General features: G+C 32.9%; 18 protein-coding genes and 1 riboswitch. Of the genes, 16 read left to right on the forward strand and 2 right to left on the reverse strand.

All coding sequences use genetic code 11. The features are described 5' to 3' along the window. The 14 genes from C7958_RS03235 to C7958_RS03300 all read left to right on the forward strand — a co-directional run bounded on the left by C7958_RS03235 (position 1) and on the right by C7958_RS03300 (position 10,403). Positions 1-543 (forward strand): biotin transporter BioY, encoded by a 543-nt coding sequence (locus C7958_RS03235; protein WP_111571240.1) that lies wholly within the window; start codon positions 1-3, stop codon positions 541-543. Position 544: 1 nt separating this feature from the next. Beyond that, a complete protein-coding gene (locus C7958_RS03240; protein WP_111571241.1) occupies positions 545-1,708 on the forward strand; it encodes a thiolase family protein in 1,164 nt (387 codons plus the stop codon). 9 nt (positions 1,709-1,717) lie between these two features. After that, positions 1,718-3,079: an AMP-binding protein gene (locus tag C7958_RS03245; protein WP_111571242.1), complete on the forward strand. Its 1,362-nt coding sequence runs from the start codon at positions 1,718-1,720 to the stop codon at positions 3,077-3,079. A 465-nt stretch (positions 3,080-3,544) separates the two neighbouring features. After that, positions 3,545-3,889, forward strand: coding sequence for a YlxM family DNA-binding protein (gene ylxM, locus C7958_RS03250; protein ID WP_111571243.1), 345 nt, complete (start codon positions 3,545-3,547; stop codon positions 3,887-3,889). Positions 3,890-3,901: 12 nt separating this feature from the next. Beyond that, complete coding sequence (gene ffh, locus C7958_RS03255; protein WP_111571244.1) at positions 3,902-5,242, forward strand: signal recognition particle protein; 1,341 nt, start codon at positions 3,902-3,904, stop codon at positions 5,240-5,242. Between the two features lie 47 nt (positions 5,243-5,289). After that, positions 5,290-5,553, forward strand: coding sequence for a 30S ribosomal protein S16 (gene rpsP, locus C7958_RS03260; RefSeq protein ID WP_111571245.1), 264 nt, complete (start codon positions 5,290-5,292; stop codon positions 5,551-5,553). A 19-nt stretch (positions 5,554-5,572) separates the two neighbouring features. Next, positions 5,573-5,800 carry a KH domain-containing protein gene (locus C7958_RS03265; RefSeq protein WP_111571246.1) on the forward strand — a complete coding sequence of 76 codons (228 nt, stop codon included), beginning with the start codon at positions 5,573-5,575 and terminating at the stop codon, positions 5,798-5,800. 21 nt (positions 5,801-5,821) lie between these two features. Next, the gene (gene rimM / locus C7958_RS03270; RefSeq protein ID WP_111571247.1) at positions 5,822-6,334 is read left to right on the forward strand and encodes a ribosome maturation factor RimM; all 513 of its coding nucleotides are present in this window, start codon (positions 5,822-5,824) and stop codon (positions 6,332-6,334) included. A gap of 11 nt (positions 6,335-6,345) precedes the next feature. Continuing rightward, positions 6,346-7,098, forward strand: a complete 753-nt coding sequence (gene trmD, locus C7958_RS03275; RefSeq protein ID WP_111571248.1) for a tRNA (guanosine(37)-N1)-methyltransferase TrmD — start codon at positions 6,346-6,348, stop codon at positions 7,096-7,098. Beyond that, a complete protein-coding gene (locus C7958_RS03280; RefSeq protein WP_111571249.1) occupies positions 7,091-7,675 on the forward strand; it encodes an RNA methyltransferase in 585 nt (194 codons plus the stop codon). Before trmD ends, C7958_RS03280 begins: the two co-directional genes overlap by 8 nt. Positions 7,676-7,706: 31 nt before the next feature. Beyond that, on the forward strand, positions 7,707-8,060 hold the full coding sequence (gene rplS / locus C7958_RS03285) for a 50S ribosomal protein L19 (protein WP_111571250.1): 354 nt from the start codon (positions 7,707-7,709) through the stop codon (positions 8,058-8,060). 105 nt (positions 8,061-8,165) lie between these two features. Next, the gene (gene ylqF, locus C7958_RS03290) at positions 8,166-9,047 is read left to right on the forward strand and encodes a ribosome biogenesis GTPase YlqF (RefSeq protein WP_111571251.1); all 882 of its coding nucleotides are present in this window, start codon (positions 8,166-8,168) and stop codon (positions 9,045-9,047) included. Then, the gene (locus C7958_RS03295; RefSeq protein WP_111571252.1) at positions 9,040-9,855 is read left to right on the forward strand and encodes a ribonuclease HII; all 816 of its coding nucleotides are present in this window, start codon (positions 9,040-9,042) and stop codon (positions 9,853-9,855) included. The genes ylqF and C7958_RS03295 overlap by 8 nt, the downstream gene beginning before the upstream one ends. 101 nt (positions 9,856-9,956) lie before the next feature. Continuing rightward, positions 9,957-10,403 (forward strand): QueT transporter family protein, encoded by a 447-nt coding sequence (locus C7958_RS03300; protein ID WP_111571253.1) that lies wholly within the window; start codon positions 9,957-9,959, stop codon positions 10,401-10,403. On the opposite strand, the gene C7958_RS03305 is transcribed toward C7958_RS03300, so the two are convergent. Further along, positions 10,386-11,912, reverse strand: a complete 1,527-nt coding sequence (locus tag C7958_RS03305) for a YifB family Mg chelatase-like AAA ATPase (protein WP_111571254.1) — start codon at positions 11,910-11,912, stop codon at positions 10,386-10,388. The two genes, C7958_RS03300 and C7958_RS03305, sit on opposite strands and share 18 nt — an antisense overlap. A 60-nt stretch (positions 11,913-11,972) precedes the next feature. Beyond that, complete coding sequence (locus tag C7958_RS03310) at positions 11,973-12,338, reverse strand: YraN family protein (RefSeq protein WP_111571255.1); 366 nt, start codon at positions 12,336-12,338, stop codon at positions 11,973-11,975. A gap of 225 nt (positions 12,339-12,563) precedes the next feature. Then, positions 12,564-12,749: riboswitch (cobalamin riboswitch) on the forward strand. Between the two features lie 138 nt (positions 12,750-12,887). Between C7958_RS03310 and C7958_RS03315 the strand changes: the two genes are divergently transcribed. Together C7958_RS03315 and C7958_RS03320 are read left to right on the forward strand one after the other, a co-directional pair. After that, on the forward strand, positions 12,888-14,675 hold the full coding sequence (locus C7958_RS03315) for a TonB-dependent receptor plug domain-containing protein (RefSeq protein WP_111571256.1): 1,788 nt from the start codon (positions 12,888-12,890) through the stop codon (positions 14,673-14,675). A 25-nt stretch (positions 14,676-14,700) separates the two neighbouring features. Next, positions 14,701-15,771: an energy transducer TonB gene (locus tag C7958_RS03320; RefSeq protein WP_133960264.1), complete on the forward strand. Its 1,071-nt coding sequence runs from the start codon at positions 14,701-14,703 to the stop codon at positions 15,769-15,771.

The raw sequence follows: 15,771 nt of genomic DNA on the forward strand, positions 1-15,771 counted from the left end.
ATGTTTAAAAAAATAAGTGTTAAAAATTTGACTTATTCGGCACTGTTTACTGCCTTAATTAGTGTTTTAAGTTATATAACTATACCATTACCATTTAGCCCGGTTCCGATTACAGCTCAGTCGCTGGCTATTATGGTGGCTGCAGTAATATTATCGACTCAGGAGACAGCACTGGCAATTGGTACTTTTTTATTTTTAGGAATTGCAGGTGTTCCTGTTTTTTCTGGTGGTAGAGCGGGTCTGGGCGTAATATTTGGTCCTTCTGGTGGCTATTTAATTGGATTTTTGATTGGTGGTATAATTATTAGTATCTTAACTAAAAATAAAGAAAATTTCTGGCAGGTTTTAGCAGGGGTTATTATAGGTGGAATTATTGTAATTCACATTCTTGGCTTTATCTGGCTGAGTCAGGCAACCGGGATGGGATTAAAAGAAGCTTTTCTTTCTGGTAGTCTGCCTTTTATACCTGGAGATTTATTTAAAGCAGTACTGGCTGCCTATCTTGGAATTAGAATCAATAAAAGCTTAGGAAATAGGTATTAAAATGAAAAAAGTTTATATTTTAGGTGGTTTAAGGACAGCAATTGGGAAAACAGGCGGTCATTTTAAAAAAATGCTGCCAGAAGATTTAACTGCTGAAGTTCTTAATGCTTTACTAGAAAAATATAAGCTGGAAGCTGCTGATATTAATCAAGTTATTCTGGGAAATGCTGTTGGCCCTGGTGGCAATATTGCCCGTTTATCACTTCTAAAGGCTGGCTGGCCGCTTTCTATTCCAGCTACGACTATTGATTTTCAGTGTGGTTCAGCTTTAAGTTCAATTAATATGGCAGCAGCCTTAATAAAGTCAGGTCAGTCTGAAATCATAGTTGCCGGAGGTCTGGAAAGCACCAGTCTTGAAATAAAGAAGAAATTGAATAAAAATGATCCTCGATTTCAAGAAAAAAGTGATTTTCTAGAAAGAGCATTTTTTTCGCCTGCAGAAATTGGAGATCCTGATATGGGTATTGGGGCAGAAAATGTCGCTGAATTATATGATAATATTAGTAGAGAAGAAATGGACAGGTGGGCAATTAAGAGCCATCAAAAAGCTTTGGAAGCCCAGCAAACTGGGTTATTGGATGATATAATACTTTCTGTAAAAAATACTAGAAACGAATTAATTGATAAAGACGAAGGCATAAGAAAAAATATTTCCTATAAGCTCTTAAAAAGATTAAAACCGGTTTTTAAAAAAGAGGGGAAAATTACAGCTGGTAATTCCTGTTTAACTCATGATGGAGCTGCTGCTGTTGTTTTAGTCTCAGAGGCTTTTTTAAAAGAGAATAATTTAAAAGCAGAGGCAGAATTCATTATGGGAAGGGACAGAGGTGTAGATCCTAATCTCTCACCAATGGGGCCAGTTCCAGTTGTGAGAGAGATTCTTGCCGAAAATAAACTAAACACTTCTAATCTTGACGCTGTAGAAATCAATGAGGCCTTTGCAGTAAAGATACTGGCCTGCAGTCAGGAACTCGGTCTGGATCTTGCTAAAGTGAATATTTTAGGTGGAGCTCTGGCTTATGGTCATCCATATGGAGCTTCTGGAGCTATAATTTTACTTCATTTATTACAATCTTTAAAAAAGATTAATGGTCAATATGGACTGGCAGCTATGGGAGCTGCCGGAGGACAGGGAGTTGGAACATTAATTAAAAAGATTGGTTAAGGAGAATTTATGTTAATTTATGATAAAGTATTAGAGTCTGCAGAGAAAAATCCAGAAAAAATTGCTTTAATTAATGGAAATCAAAAAATTACTTATCGAGAATTGAGTCTGAAGATCAGAAGTATTTCTTTAAATTTATCCAAAAAGTTTTCTGCAGGAGATAAATTAATTATCAAGGTAAAAGACCCAATAAAAGCCCTTCTTTATCTGTATGGTGCTGCTAGAGCTAATCTAATTAGTATTCTAATTGAAGCTGATTTATCAGAGAAGGATGAGAAAAATATAATCAGAAAAGTAAAACCAGTTTCAATAATCGAAAGTAAGCTGATAACTTTAAACGATGACTTAAAATATATGGTGAAAAATAATGAAGCTGCCAGTCAATTATTAAAACCTAAAAAAGAGGATATATTTTTAGGTGCTCTCAGTTCTGGTAGTACAGGAAAAATTAAAGTTATCTGGAGAGATCATCAAAGTTGGACATCTGCTTTTGAAATTCAAAAAGAAATATTTTCTTTCAATGAAAACAGCAAATTATTAATTACGGGTTCTATAGTTTATACTGGTAATTTAAATAATATCCTACAATTACTTGCTGCTGGTGGAACTGTTGTTTTTCCTGAGTCAATTTTCCCAAAACACTGGTTAAAGATTATCGAAGATAAAGAAATTAATGCACTTTTTATGGTTCCAGCTCATTACCGCATCTTATTAAAAGAAATTACAAAAACTATGAATAAAGTTAAAAGTATTGTAACTGCGGGTTCGAAAATGGATTTAGAAACATTAAAAAAGTTAAAAAAATATTTTCCCGAGGCAGAAATATGCGAATTTTATGGAGCAAGTGAATTAAGTTATGTTAGCTACGCTTATTATGATCAATTATTAAAAAATAAAGGGACTGTAGGTCGAGCTTTTCCAGGGGTAGATATTAAAATTAAAAATAAAGAAGTTTGGGTTAAAAGTCCCTATCTTGCGCCTGCCTATCGTCCTGAGGCTTCTGCTAAAGATCTGGGATATTTTAAAGGGTCTTATCTTTACTTATCAGGTCGGAAGGATAATATTATAAATAAAGCCGGGAATAAGGTGAACCCTTATAAACTTGAATCTGTATTGAAAAGTAATAAAAAAATTGCCGAGGCAGCTGTAATTACTGCAGATGATTTTTTAAAAGATAAACTTTTAATTGCTGCAATAGTTAAATCCAATCCTGATTTAAAGATAAAAGAGGTCTATAAATACTGCCGAGAAAATTTAAAAACTGAATATTTACCAGACAAAATCCATTTTATTAAAGAACTGCCAAAAATGAAAAGCGGAAAGTTAGACAGAAAAAAGCTTGCTAATAACCTGAAGGAAAAGTATAAATAATTAATATAGATGAGCTAAAACTTTAGCATTATAATTAAGCTTATCAAATTTGTTTATGCACTTCTAATCCAGATATTAACAAAGAGAGTTTTGCAAGCTTAAAATTCAAAACTATCACATATTTTAAAAATAAAGAATTGAGCCCAGAAAAAACAAAATAGAAGTGACTTATTAGCTTTGTTAATAGAACTTAATGAGTAACTAAAATTAACTGTTTCTGTAAATACGATGTTTACAGCCGACTGCAGTGCAGGAGGCACTGATCAGGAGGGAAAAGCAGCTAATTTTAGTTATGAATTCTAGTTCTTTTTAAAAGATAATTTGGAAAGATATTATGTTTTTTCTGGGCTCAATTTTATCTTACTAAGAAATTGCTTGATATTTTGAAATTTCAGCTTGACAAAAGCTCCAAAATATCATATACTAGCACCTGTGTTAAGTAAATTAACTTTACAGGTGATTTTTGTGCTAAAGAAAACTATTAAAATTACAATGTTGTTTGATTTTTATGGATCTATGCTGACTGAAAAACAGCAGCAGATTATTAAAAGTTACTTCTATAATGATTTATCTCTGTCGGAGATTGCTGATAATATCGGTATCAGCCGCCAGGGTGTCTATGATCATCTGCATAGAAGTGAGGACAGTCTAGAAAATTATGAGGCTAAGTTAGGTTTATTAAAGAAGTATAACAGAATTAGAAAAAATATAAATGACTTAGAGAATATGATGGCAGCTAAGGGTATCTTAGCTGAAGACCAAAATGAAGATTTACGCAAAAAACTGGAATCGATTAAATCGATCCTCTAGAGGAGGTATATTATGATTTTTTCCAATCTGGCTGAAAAACTGCAGGATACCTTTGATAAGTTACGGGGAAAAGGTAAACTTTCAGAAAAAGATGTTAAGGCTGCTTTAAAAGAGGTTAAAATGGCCCTTTTAGAAGCAGATGTTAACTATAAAGTTGTAAAAGACTTTATTTCTAAAATTGAAGATAGAGCTGTTGGTAAGGAAGTGATGGAAAGTTTAACTCCCGGCCAGCATGTTATTAAAATTGTGAACGAAGAAATGCAGGAGCTAATGGGTGGCAGTAAAGAAGATATTGCAATCTCATCTGAACCTCCAACAATTATTATGATGGTGGGACTTCAGGGTTCCGGTAAGACTACCAGTGCTGGTAAGCTGGCCCGCAAATTATCAAAAGATGGTAAAAATCCACTTTTGGTTGCGGCAGATGTTTATCGTCCGGCAGCTATTAGACAGCTGCAGGTTCTGGGAGAAAGATTAGACTTACCTGTATTTTCAATGGGAGAAGACAGTGATCCAGTTGATATTGCTAAAGGAAGTATTAATTATGCTTCTACTCATAACTGTGACACGATTATTCTTGATACAGCAGGACGCCTGCATATTGATCAGGAGATGATGGAAGAACTGGAGTCTATTAAATCTGAAGTTGATCCAGATGAAATCCTCTTAGTTGTTGATGCTATGACCGGACAGGATGCTGTTAATGTTGCTAAAAACTTTGATGAGCGTCTTGATATCAATGGAATTGTTCTAACCAAAATGGATGGTGATGCCCGTGGTGGTGCTGCTTTATCAATTAAAGCAATCACAGGTAAGCCAATTAAGTTTGCTGGTACAGGAGAAAAACTTGCCGATTTAGAAACCTTCCATCCAGACCGAATGGCTTCTCGTATTTTAGGGATGGGTGATGTTTTAAGTTTAATCGAAAAGGCAGAAAAAAGTATTGACAAAGAAAAGGCAAAGGCCCTGGAAGAAAAACTGAGAAAAAATGAATTTACCTTAGAAGATTTTATGGAGCAGATGGAACAGGTAAGAAATATGGGACCTATGGAAGATATTTTAGGGATGATACCTGGACTTGGTGGAGCAAAACAGCTTAAAAACATGCAGGTTGATGATAAACAGCTTGATTATATTGAAGCTATTATTTCTTCTATGACTCCCGAAGAACGAAGAGATCCAGAAGTGATTAATGGTTCCCGCCGCAAAAGAATTGCTCAGGGTAGTGGTACCAGTATTCAGGAAGTAAATCGTCTGCTAAAGCAGTTCAGGCAGACTAAAAAAATGATGAAACAATTAAACAATGGTAAAATGAAAAAAGGTGGAGGCCTTAATCTACCATTTTTCAATTAAAATAGAATTTACAACATTTATTATCAATGGAGGGAGGTGTTTGATAGATGGCAGTTAAGATTCGTTTAAAAAGAATTGGAAGTAAGCGTAATGCATCATACAGAGTTATTGTTTCTGATTCAAAGAGAGCTCCTCAGGGCTACTTTGTTGAAGAATTAGGTTTTTATGATCCTACAACTGAGCCAGAAACATATAATATTGACGAAGAAAAAGCACTCAAGTGGTTAAATAATGGTGCAAAACCTTCAGATACAGTTAAGACTTTATTGAAAAAGTCAGGTGTTATGGCTAAGTACCACGGTAATGAGTAATTAAAAGGAGGTTTTCTCCATGGAAGAACTGATAAAATTTATTGCCGAATCTATTGTAGACAATCCTTCTGAAGTTTCGGTTAATAGAGTTGAAAATAATAATTCTATTACTGTTGAACTTTCTGTTGCAGATGATGATATGGGTAAGGTTATTGGTAAAAGAGGCCGCATTGCAAAAGCAATTAGAACCGTTGTTAATGCTGCAGCAGCTAAAGAAGGAACAAATGTAAAGGTTGATATTAAATAATTTTTCAGGCTGGTGAAATAATTGAGTGATAATTATTTAGAAATTGGAGTAATAACTCGTTTTCAGGGAAATAAGGGTGAGGTTAGAGTTAAAGCCACAACTGATATCCCTGAGCGCTTTTTAGATATTGATACTGTTTATCTAAAAAGAGATGATGATTTTAAAGAGCTGGAAATTGAATATATTCGATTCCACAAACAATTTATAATAATTAAGTTTTTTGCTGTCAATTCTATTGATGAAGCAGAGGAACTTAAAAATTATCAGATCTTAATTGATGAGTCTGAAAAATATTTGCTTCCAGAAGATAACTTTTATGTCAGTGATCTAATAGACTGTGAGGTTTATTTAGAATCTGGCAAGTATCTGGGAAAATTAATAGATGTAGTTGATACTTCAGGCACAGATATTTTTCTGGTTAAAGGCCAGGACAAAGAATATATGCTGCCTGCCAGTCGTGAGATGATTCTAAAAATTGATCTTGAAAATCAAAAAATTATTGTAGACCCAATTCCGGGAATCTTAGATCTTTAGGAGCTGAATTTATGTTTTTTGATATTTTAACTCTTTTTCCCGAGATGTTTAAGGGACCTTTTAGTGAGAGTATTTTAAAAATAGCCAGAGAAAAAGATTTGATAGATATTAAAACAGTTAATATTCGCGATTTTGCTGATGATAAACATCATACAACAGATGAACCTCCATATGGTGGAGGCGCTGGGATGGTGATGAAGGCTGAACCGATCTTTAAGGCCTGGCAGGATACTCAAAACAAAAGAGGTACTGAATCAAAAACAATTTTGATGAGTCCTCAGGGTGAGGAATTAACTCAGGCTTTAGTGAAAGATTTAAGTAAGGAAGAAGGTTTAACAATAATTTGTGGCCGTTATGAAGGTGTGGATGAGCGAGTAAGAGATACTATTGTAGATCAGGAAATTTCTATTGGCGATTATGTACTTACCGGTGGAGAATTACCAGCAATGGTGCTTGTTGACTCAATATCCAGACTCTTAAGTGGTGTTTTGGGTGCTGAAGATTCTTCTAAAAAGGACTCATTTTATAATGGTCTTTTAGAACATCCTCATTATACCAGACCCCAAAAATATAATGGTCTTAAAGTTCCTGATGTTTTACTTAGCGGTAATCATCAGTTAATTGAACGCTGGCGAAAAAAAGAGTCTTTAAGAAGGACTTTTTTAAGAAGAAAAGATCTGCTGGAAGATAAAAAGCTTAGTGATCAAGAAAAAGAATTACTTAAAGAAATAAAGCTTGAACTAAAGGGTGAAGTTGATGAGTAAAATTGAGGCAGATGTTTATCTTGGATTGGTCCATAATCCTATCTATAATAAACTGGGCGAAGTTATTACAACAACTGTAACAAATTATGATTTACATGATATAGCAAGAGCTGCAAAAACCTATGATATAAAAAAATATTATATAATAAACAATTTAAAATCACAACAGGAATTGGTAGAGAGAGTCAGGGATTACTGGACAGGTGGTAGAGGTGCAGATTATGTTTATAATCGGCATCAGGCCTTTTCTGTACTTAAAATTGCCTCTGAATTAGAGGAAGTTAAAGCCAGAATAAAGGAAGAAACTGGTCAAGAGCCCCTGTTAATAGCTACTGATGCCCGTGAATATCCTAATACTATATCTTATAAAAATATGCGCAGTAAACTGCAGCAAGTTGAGCGTCCCTTTTTGATTATCTATGGAACAGGTTATGGATTAACTAAAGAAATGATTGCTGACTGTGATTATATGCTCTCTCCAATCTGGGGTAGAGGAGATTTTAATCATCTATCAGTTAGAAGTGCTGCTTCGATAATTATGGACCGTTTATTATCTGATCCCTGGTGGGAAGCATAAATTTAAATATTTTTTGAGAGGAGGTTTATAGATGAACATTATCAATGAAATAGAAAAAGAACAAATTCGTGATGATATTCCCGAATTTGCTGTTGGAGATACATTAGATCTTAAAGTTTTAATCTCCGAAGGTGGAAAAGAAAGACTGCAGCCATTTAGAGGTGTTGTAATTAGAAGAAATGGTGGTGGCTTAAGCGAAACTTTCACCATTCGTAAGGTTGCTCACGGTGTAGGTGTGGAAAGAACTTTCCCACTACATACTTCAAAGTTAGATACAATTACTGTAGTACGCCGTGGTGATGTTAGAAGATCTCGCCTTTATTATCTGCGGGATAGAAGAGGTAAGGCTTCTAGAATTAAAGAAAAAAGAGAAGAAAGAAAATAATTATTTGATTCTAAGGTGGGGACTTTCTCCACCTTTTTTCAATATTTAAATATATTATTATTTAAATAAATATGATTCAGAAAAAAGTTTTGAGGAGTTTTTATAATGATACAGTGGTATCCCGGCCATATGGCCAAAGCAAAGAGAATTTTGAAGGAAGATTTAAAATTAGTCGATATTGTAATTGAGGTTGCTGATGCAAGAGTGCCTTTAAGCAGTCAGAATCCTGATCTTAGAAAATTAATTAATGATCAGACTAAAGTCACTGTTTTGAATAAAAAGGACCTGGCTGACCCGAAATATAATCAAAAGTGGATTAAATACTTTAAAAATGAGACAGATGAAGATGCAGTGCTGCTTAATTCTCTGACAGGTGAAGGTGTGAGTGAATTAAAGAGTATATTAAATAATACTTATGACCGTATTGCTGCTAAACTGGCACAAAAGGGAAGAAACCCCCGCCGGCTGCGGGCAATGATTATTGGTATCCCAAATGTAGGTAAATCTGCTCTGATTAATCTGCTAGCCGGTTCTAATATAACTACTATTGGAAATAAACCAGGAGTAACCAGGGGCAGGCAGTGGGTTAATGTTAGTAAAAAGATAAGGCTGCTTGATACACCAGGTATTTTATGGCCTAAATTTTCGAATGAAGATATGGCCTATAAATTAGCATTAACAGGTGCTGTTGATAATGACATTTTTGATTTTGAGCTTGCTGCTTATAAATTAATTCAATTTATTGTAAATATAAATGAAGAAATTTTGTTAGATACTTATGAGCTTGATTTTTTAGAAGACCATCCCTACGATATTCTTGCTGATATTGGACGCAAAAGAGGCTGTTTAATGACCGGAGGTAAGGTAGATCGCAACCGGGCAGCTGGAATAGTAATCAATGATTTTCGTGATGGTAAGCTGGGTGAACTAACTCTGGAAAAACCTGCTGAGGCAGCTGAACAAAAGGTGGAATCGGAAAATGAATAAACTTGAAAATCTAAATTTACCGGAGTTTTCTCAACTAACAATTAAAGAAGTTAAATCATTTGCTGCTGAGCTTGAAATAAATAAACAGCTGCCGGAGATAATTGAAATCTTAAAACAGGATTCCCGTAAAGGGATTCAAAAAATTGCAGCCAGCTTGGAACGAAAAATTGCTAAAAAGGAAGCTGTGCAAGAGAAGTGGAACAAAATGAATAAAATTGAAGCTGAACTGCAGACAAAAGGTTATCAGATGATAGTTGGACTGGATGAAGCAGGTAGAGGACCTCTTGCTGGACCAGTAGTAGCTGCTGCTGTTGTACTTGATTCTGAATCAAAAATTTTTGGTCTGGATGATTCAAAAAAACTATCCCGGGAGAAAAGAGAAGAGTTATTTTCTCAAATTAGAGAAAAGGCCAGGGTAGGTATTGGACAGGCTACCAGCAGTGAAATAGATAAATATAATATCCGGGAAGCTACCTTTGTGGCTATGAAAAGGGCTGTTAAAGATCTGCTGCCTGAATTAGAAAATAATCCAGATATTCTACTGGTTGATGGTAATGCAGTTATTCCGGATCTAACTGTGGAACAACATACAATAGTTAATGGTGATGCAAAGGTTAATGCTATTGCAGCAGCCTCTATAATTGCGAAAGTAACAAGGGATAATATTATTTTTGAATATGCTGAAAAATTTCCACAGTATAATTTTAAGTCTAATAAAGGATATGGAACTGCAGAACATATAGCAGCTCTAGAAAAACATGGTTCTTCTCCAATTCACCGCAAATCATTTGGTAGAGTTCCAGAATAACTTTAGACTTTCTGGAATAATAAAAATCAAATCACTTTATTAAATAATTTTGCTTATTAAATATTTATATCTTAATGTTTTTAAAGAAAGGAGATAAAAAAATGGATACAAAAAAATTAGCCAGAGGAGCCGCAATTACTGCCTTATATGTTGTTATTACATATTTTTTGGCTCCTGTAAGTTTTGGGCCAATCCAGTTTAGAGCTGCCGAAGCTCTAACAGTTCTTCCCATATTATTTCCAGAAGCCATACCAGCATTATTTTTAGGTGTACTGCTGGCCAATATTATAGGAGGCCTTGGTTTAGTTGATATTGTTGGTGGCAGTCTTGTTACGCTCCTGGCTGCCTATGTGACATATAAAAATAGGGACAATGTTTTTGCTTATTTAAGTCCAATTTTATTTAATGCTTTTCTAATCAGTATTTATCTGCATATTTTATTTGATCTTCCTTACTGGCTAAATGTTATTCAAATTGGACTAAGTGAAGCAGCAGTTGTTTTAATCCTGGGTGTACCCTTAATTAAATATCTAAAGAAGCATTTCTGATTTTTCTGCATACCAGCGAAAGTCTACTGCTTCTATTAAATCAGATTCTTTAATCTGAGGATTGCTATTTAGATCAGCAATTGTTCGAGCTACCCGCATCAGTCTAATATAGCCTCTGACACTTAGTTTGAGACGTTGATAGGCCTGACTTAAGATTTTATCACAGCTGCTATTTAGCTGACAGTATTTTTCTATATCTTTTAACTGGAGCTCAGAATTATTTTTGATTTCAGTATTTTGATATCTTTCAGCCTGCATTTTGCGGGCTTTTTTTATTTGTTGATTATAGTTGATATTATCAGCTTCAGATTCTTTTAATAATATTTCATCTTTTTTTAAGGGTAAAACTTCAATTTGTAGATCAATTCTATCTTTTAAGGGACCAGAAAGTTTTTGCTGATACCGAACAATATCTCGCTCCGAACACTTGCATTTCCTATTTTTAACTCCTGCAAAACCGCAGGGACAGGGATTCATTGCAGCCAGAAATTGAAAATTTGCCGGGAAATAATAACTTCCCTGCTGGCGAACAATTTTAATTTTCTTTTTTTCCAGTGGTTCTCTTAGATTTGCCAGCACACTATTTTTAAATTCGGGTAGCTCATCTAAAAAGAGGACACCATTATGAGCCAGAGAAATTTCTCCAGGCACAGGTATGTGACCTCCTCCAATTAAAGCAGCAGAAGTGATTGAATGATGAGGAGCCACAAAAGGACGATATCTCTTCTTAAGATTAAGTTCTTCCAAATTATTATTGATACTGTAAATTGAGGCTGTCTCAAGCAATTCTTTCCTATTCAGAGGTGCCAGCAGTTTAACTATAGATTCTGCCAGTACTGTTTTGCCACAACCTGGAGGTCCAATCAATAGTAAATTGTGGCCGCCAGCTGCAGCAGTTATTATTGCCTTTTTTGCATTTTTTTGACCTTTAATTTCGCTAATGTCTGGATAATTTAAAACTGATTTTTCATTTGAATTTAAATTTTTATTAACTTCTGCAGCACTATTTTCTAAATTATCAAGCTCTCTTAAATGGTTTATTAAATAAGGATTTAAATTTTTTACTAATAAGGATTCTTCTTGATTAGCAGCAGGAATTATGGCTTCCAGATAATTATTTTCTCCAGCTGCCAGCAGCATTGAGAGTACTCCCTTAACATGATTGAGATTGCCATTTAAATTTAATTCTCCTGCAAAAATTTTTTTGTTTTTATTCTTAATTTTTATTTGTCCGGAACATTCCAGTAGTACAGCTGCAATCGCAAAATCAAAATGAGAACCATATTTATTAATATTACCAGGAGCAAGATTTACAGTTATCTTTTTAACAGGCCATTCAAATCCGGAATTTATTATAGCTGAGCGAACTCTTTTTGCTGATTCTCGAACAGTTTTTCCGGCAAGTCCAACAATATTAAAACCTGGTAAACCTCTAGAAATATCTACTTCAACCTTTACCATTTCTGCCTTTACTCCATGAATAACAGCCGAGTACAAATAGGAATACATTTTATTCTCCTTTCAATCTTATAATTAGTTATTATCAGATTTAAAATAATCAAATAAAGCTTAATTGATAATATTTTTAAAATGCTTAAGCTTATCAATTTTTCTGGCAGCTGGATCAATTTTTAGAGCGATTAAATCAAAACGAATTGAACTTAGATGGATATTTTTCTCTGCAAAATAGAAGATAGCAGCCCGACGCAGATGATGAATCTGTTTGTAATAGAGTGAGTGGGCCAGTTCGATATAATTTACGGAACTTCTACTTTTTACTTCAATAAAGATAGTATAATCATTTTTAGCGGCAATGATATCTATTTCTCCAAATTTATTTCTATAATTTCGTTCTACAATATAATAACCTTCTTTCTTTAGATATTTTACTGCGATTTCTTCCCCGATTTCCCCAATTTTATTGTGTAGCGCCATTAAAATACCTCCTTTTTAGAATATATTATATAATTATGTAAATAAATAGAAACTCCTGCATATTTATAATATTTTATTCAGAAATTTATAATTAATCTTTTAGTGTGTGATTTAGCTATTTTATCAGATGAAATTAAAAATATGCAAAAGAAAATTATTTTTGTTTAAAACAAATAAAATAGAGGATTTTAAACAAATTTCACGAAATTAAATATTAGAAAAGAAAATAATGTTCTCTTTTTAGGTGCTTCTATTTATTAGAAGATAATAGGGAATCAGGTGAAATTCCTGAACGGGTCCGCCACTGTTAATTAGTAGGCCGATTAATACCACTCACTCATCAATGGTGCTGGGGAAGGTAAATCGGTAAAGCTGTAAAGTCAGGAGACCTGCCTAAAAAGATGACAGCCATCTTCGAGACAGGAATGGTTGTGGGCTATTATGCGTCTTTAGACACCCTCAATTGATACCTGGGTGTTTTTTTATATTTTATAGCCTTATTTTGTCTTAGGTGGCTGTGAGCAGACAAAACACAAGGAGGAATTTAAAATGTTAAAAAAGGCAGTTTTAGTCATGCTTACAGCGCTTTTGATTTCCGCGGTGCCGGTAAGTGCGCAGGTAGAAGTTATGGAATTGGATGAGGTTGTTGTCACAGCGAGCCGTTATGAGGAAAGTATTATGGAGACTCCGGTAAGTATTGAGCTTATTGATCAGGATGAGATAGAAGAGAGTAATGCTCAGAATGTGGCAGAGTTAATTTCGTCTTTTCCAGGAGTCCAAATTACCAATTATGGAGGGCCAGCTGGTAGTAAAACTATAAGTATTAGGGGAAGCGATTCTAATCAAGTATTAATTTTGATAGATGGACAATCCATTAATACCAGAATGATTGGAGATGTTGACTTAAGTCAAATTTTGCTTTCTAATGTAAAAAAAGTTGAGGTTTTAAAAGGCCCAGCTTCTGCAGTTTATGGTGCAAATGCTTTAGGTGGTGTAGTTAATATTATAACTAAAAAAGCTTCTGACATGGAAGGATTAAATTTAGAGTTTGGAATAGGATCTTTTAATACTTATAAAACAGCACTTAATTATGGTATTATACTTGATAATTTGGATATAATGATAACTGCAGAAACAGTAAATTCGGATGGTTTTAGAGATAATCCTGATAATAGTGGTTTAGATCAATACAATATTTCTACAAAAATAAATTATAATCTAAATCAATATAATGAATTTATTTTTGATATAATCTCTAATAATTCTGATAAAGAAATTCCGGGCTCAATAAATATGCAATCTCCAAATGCAAATCAAGAAGATGAAATGAAAAATTATAGATTAACTTATAAAAGAAATAAGGAAAATTATGATCTTAAAACTTCTATTTATTATAATGATCAGGAAACTAATTATAAAAATCCTGATTTTTATGTTGATAATACTCATTTAAAAGAAAAAATTGGTTTTGAATTAAATAATACTTTATATTATGATAATAACACCTTGACTTATGGCCTTGAAGTTAATAATGATGAATTAGATAGTTCACAGCTGCCCGAAATTTATGAGGCAACTAATAAAGCTATCTTTTTAGAAAATAGTTATACTGGATTTAATGATCTAAAAATAAATACTGGAATTAGGTATGATAATAATGAAGATTATGGTTCAGAAACTAATCCAAGAATAAGCTTGTTATATAGTGTAAATAATAATAATCTATTTGTTTCATATGGAGAAGCTTATCGAGCTCCAACTTTTGATGAATTGTATTGGGATGAATTATGGTTAGAGGGTAACCCAGATTTAGTACCTGAAAAATCTAAGAATTATGAAATAGGTATTAAAAGTGAGCTAAGTAATAGTAAAATGGAAGCTGTATTATTTAAAAGTAAACTAGAAAATGAAATTGTTGGTTATCCAAATCCTGTTTACAAAAATATTAAGAAAACAGAAACAGATGGATTAGAATTTAATTTAAGTAATAATATAACTGATAATTTAATTTTAGGTTATAGTCATACTTATCTGGATAGTAGAAATGTTAAAACTAACGAATTATTAAAAGATCAATATTATAATGATCTTTCTTTAAGTTATAAACCAGAAAACTATAAATTAATATTTAATGTGAGTCATGTTGGAGGAAGAATTGATGATTTAGAAAATTACACAGTTTGTAATTTAAATTTTATCAAAAATATAAAAATGATAAAAAGAGATTATAAAATTAAATTAACTGTTAATAATTTATTTGACCAGGATTATCAGGTTGTTGAAAATTACCCAATGCCCGGCCGTAACTTTATGCTCAATTTAATTACCAAATTTTAAATAAAAACCAAAAGAAGGGATGATAATGAAGCAAAAAAAAATAATATATTTTACAGCTTTTCTCTTATCATTATCCTTTATCTTTTTGCTGGAAGCTAGTTCTTTAAAACTTTTGACAGAAAATATAAAACCTCTCAGAAAGGAAGAAGTTAAAATAGAACTATTATCTATTTCTAAAAAATTATCAGAAGAGAATGATCAACCTAAAACAGTAGTAAAAACACAAAGACCTCAAGAAAAGCAGAAAGAGGATAAATTGAAAAAGAAAAATGAAATTAATAAGGAAGTAGATAATAATATTTTAGAAAAAGAGATGGAAGCGATTACACCAGCAAAAAATCAAACTAATGAGAAAGTAAAATCTGAGAAAAGAATAATTCAAGCGGAAAATCGAGTTGAAGTTGAGAATAATAAAATAGAAGATGATAAAGATCAAAAAAAAATTGATACAGAAGAAATGAAAGAATTGAAAAAAGATCAGAATAAGGCACCATCCTGGTTAAAAAATACAGAATCTGAAAAGGCAAAAGATAATTCAAAAAGTAAAGTTCAGAAAACCAGAGATAAAGAAAATAAATTTGATTTAGAAAAATATCTGGCTGGATTGAAAAAAGAAGAGAAAAAAAATAAGAAGTCTCAAATTGAAAACAATCAGAATTTCGAACAAATAAGTTTAAATGAAAGTACAATCAATAAGACTAAAGAAGATAATAAAAGTATAGAGAGAGCAAAAAGAAATAATAGTAATAATTCTGAGCCTGAAGAAAATAATCCAAAAATCAAGAAAAATAAAGTATATGACTTAAGAAATAGTGATTTAAGTTCAATTAAAAAACCTGGTATTAAAAATTATTTAAAGCCAAAATACCCTTCAAATTTAAGAAGAAGAAATATTGAAGGTGAAGTTATAGTTTCCTTAAGAGTAGATGAGGAGGGTCAAGTCCATAATTTAAAAGTTTATCAGAGTTCCGGTTATAATTCTTTTGATCAATCAGCCCTTAATGCAATTTCTAGCTGGGAATTTAAAGCTGCAGAAAAAGATGGTAATAAGGTTGAAGTAATAGTTAATCTTCCCATCCGCTTTAAGTTAAACTAA

The organism is Halanaerobium saccharolyticum (assembly GCF_003259895.1).
Classification (GTDB): Bacteria; Bacillota; Halanaerobiia; order Halanaerobiales; family Halanaerobiaceae; genus Halanaerobium; species Halanaerobium saccharolyticum_A.

Bases quoted from the DNA above. Each gene is read 5' to 3' on its own strand.
- C7958_RS03235 (WP_111571240.1), top strand. From the start codon at position 1: ATGTTTAAAAAAATAAGTGTTAAAAATTTGACTTATTCGGCACTGTTT.
- C7958_RS03240 (WP_111571241.1), top strand. From the start codon at position 545: ATGAAAAAAGTTTATATTTTAGGTGGTTTAAGGACAGCAATTGGGAAA.
- C7958_RS03245 (WP_111571242.1), top strand. From the start codon at position 1,718: ATGTTAATTTATGATAAAGTATTAGAGTCTGCAGAGAAAAATCCAGAA.
- ffh (WP_111571244.1), top strand. From the start codon at position 3,902: ATGATTTTTTCCAATCTGGCTGAAAAACTGCAGGATACCTTTGATAAG.
- rpsP (WP_111571245.1), top strand. From the start codon at position 5,290: ATGGCAGTTAAGATTCGTTTAAAAAGAATTGGAAGTAAGCGTAATGCA.
- C7958_RS03265 (WP_111571246.1), top strand. From the start codon at position 5,573: ATGGAAGAACTGATAAAATTTATTGCCGAATCTATTGTAGACAATCCT.
- trmD (WP_111571248.1), top strand. From the start codon at position 6,346: ATGTTTTTTGATATTTTAACTCTTTTTCCCGAGATGTTTAAGGGACCT.
- C7958_RS03280 (WP_111571249.1), top strand. From the start codon at position 7,091: ATGAGTAAAATTGAGGCAGATGTTTATCTTGGATTGGTCCATAATCCT.
- rplS (WP_111571250.1), top strand. From the start codon at position 7,707: ATGAACATTATCAATGAAATAGAAAAAGAACAAATTCGTGATGATATT.
- ylqF (WP_111571251.1), top strand. From the start codon at position 8,166: ATGATACAGTGGTATCCCGGCCATATGGCCAAAGCAAAGAGAATTTTG.
- C7958_RS03295 (WP_111571252.1), top strand. From the start codon at position 9,040: ATGAATAAACTTGAAAATCTAAATTTACCGGAGTTTTCTCAACTAACA.
- C7958_RS03300 (WP_111571253.1), top strand. From the start codon at position 9,957: ATGGATACAAAAAAATTAGCCAGAGGAGCCGCAATTACTGCCTTATAT.
- C7958_RS03305 (WP_111571254.1), bottom strand. From the start codon at position 11,912: ATGTATTCCTATTTGTACTCGGCTGTTATTCATGGAGTAAAGGCAGAA.
- C7958_RS03310 (WP_111571255.1), bottom strand. From the start codon at position 12,338: ATGGCGCTACACAATAAAATTGGGGAAATCGGGGAAGAAATCGCAGTA.
- C7958_RS03315 (WP_111571256.1), top strand. From the start codon at position 12,888: ATGTTAAAAAAGGCAGTTTTAGTCATGCTTACAGCGCTTTTGATTTCC.
- C7958_RS03320 (WP_133960264.1), top strand. From the start codon at position 14,701: ATGAAGCAAAAAAAAATAATATATTTTACAGCTTTTCTCTTATCATTA.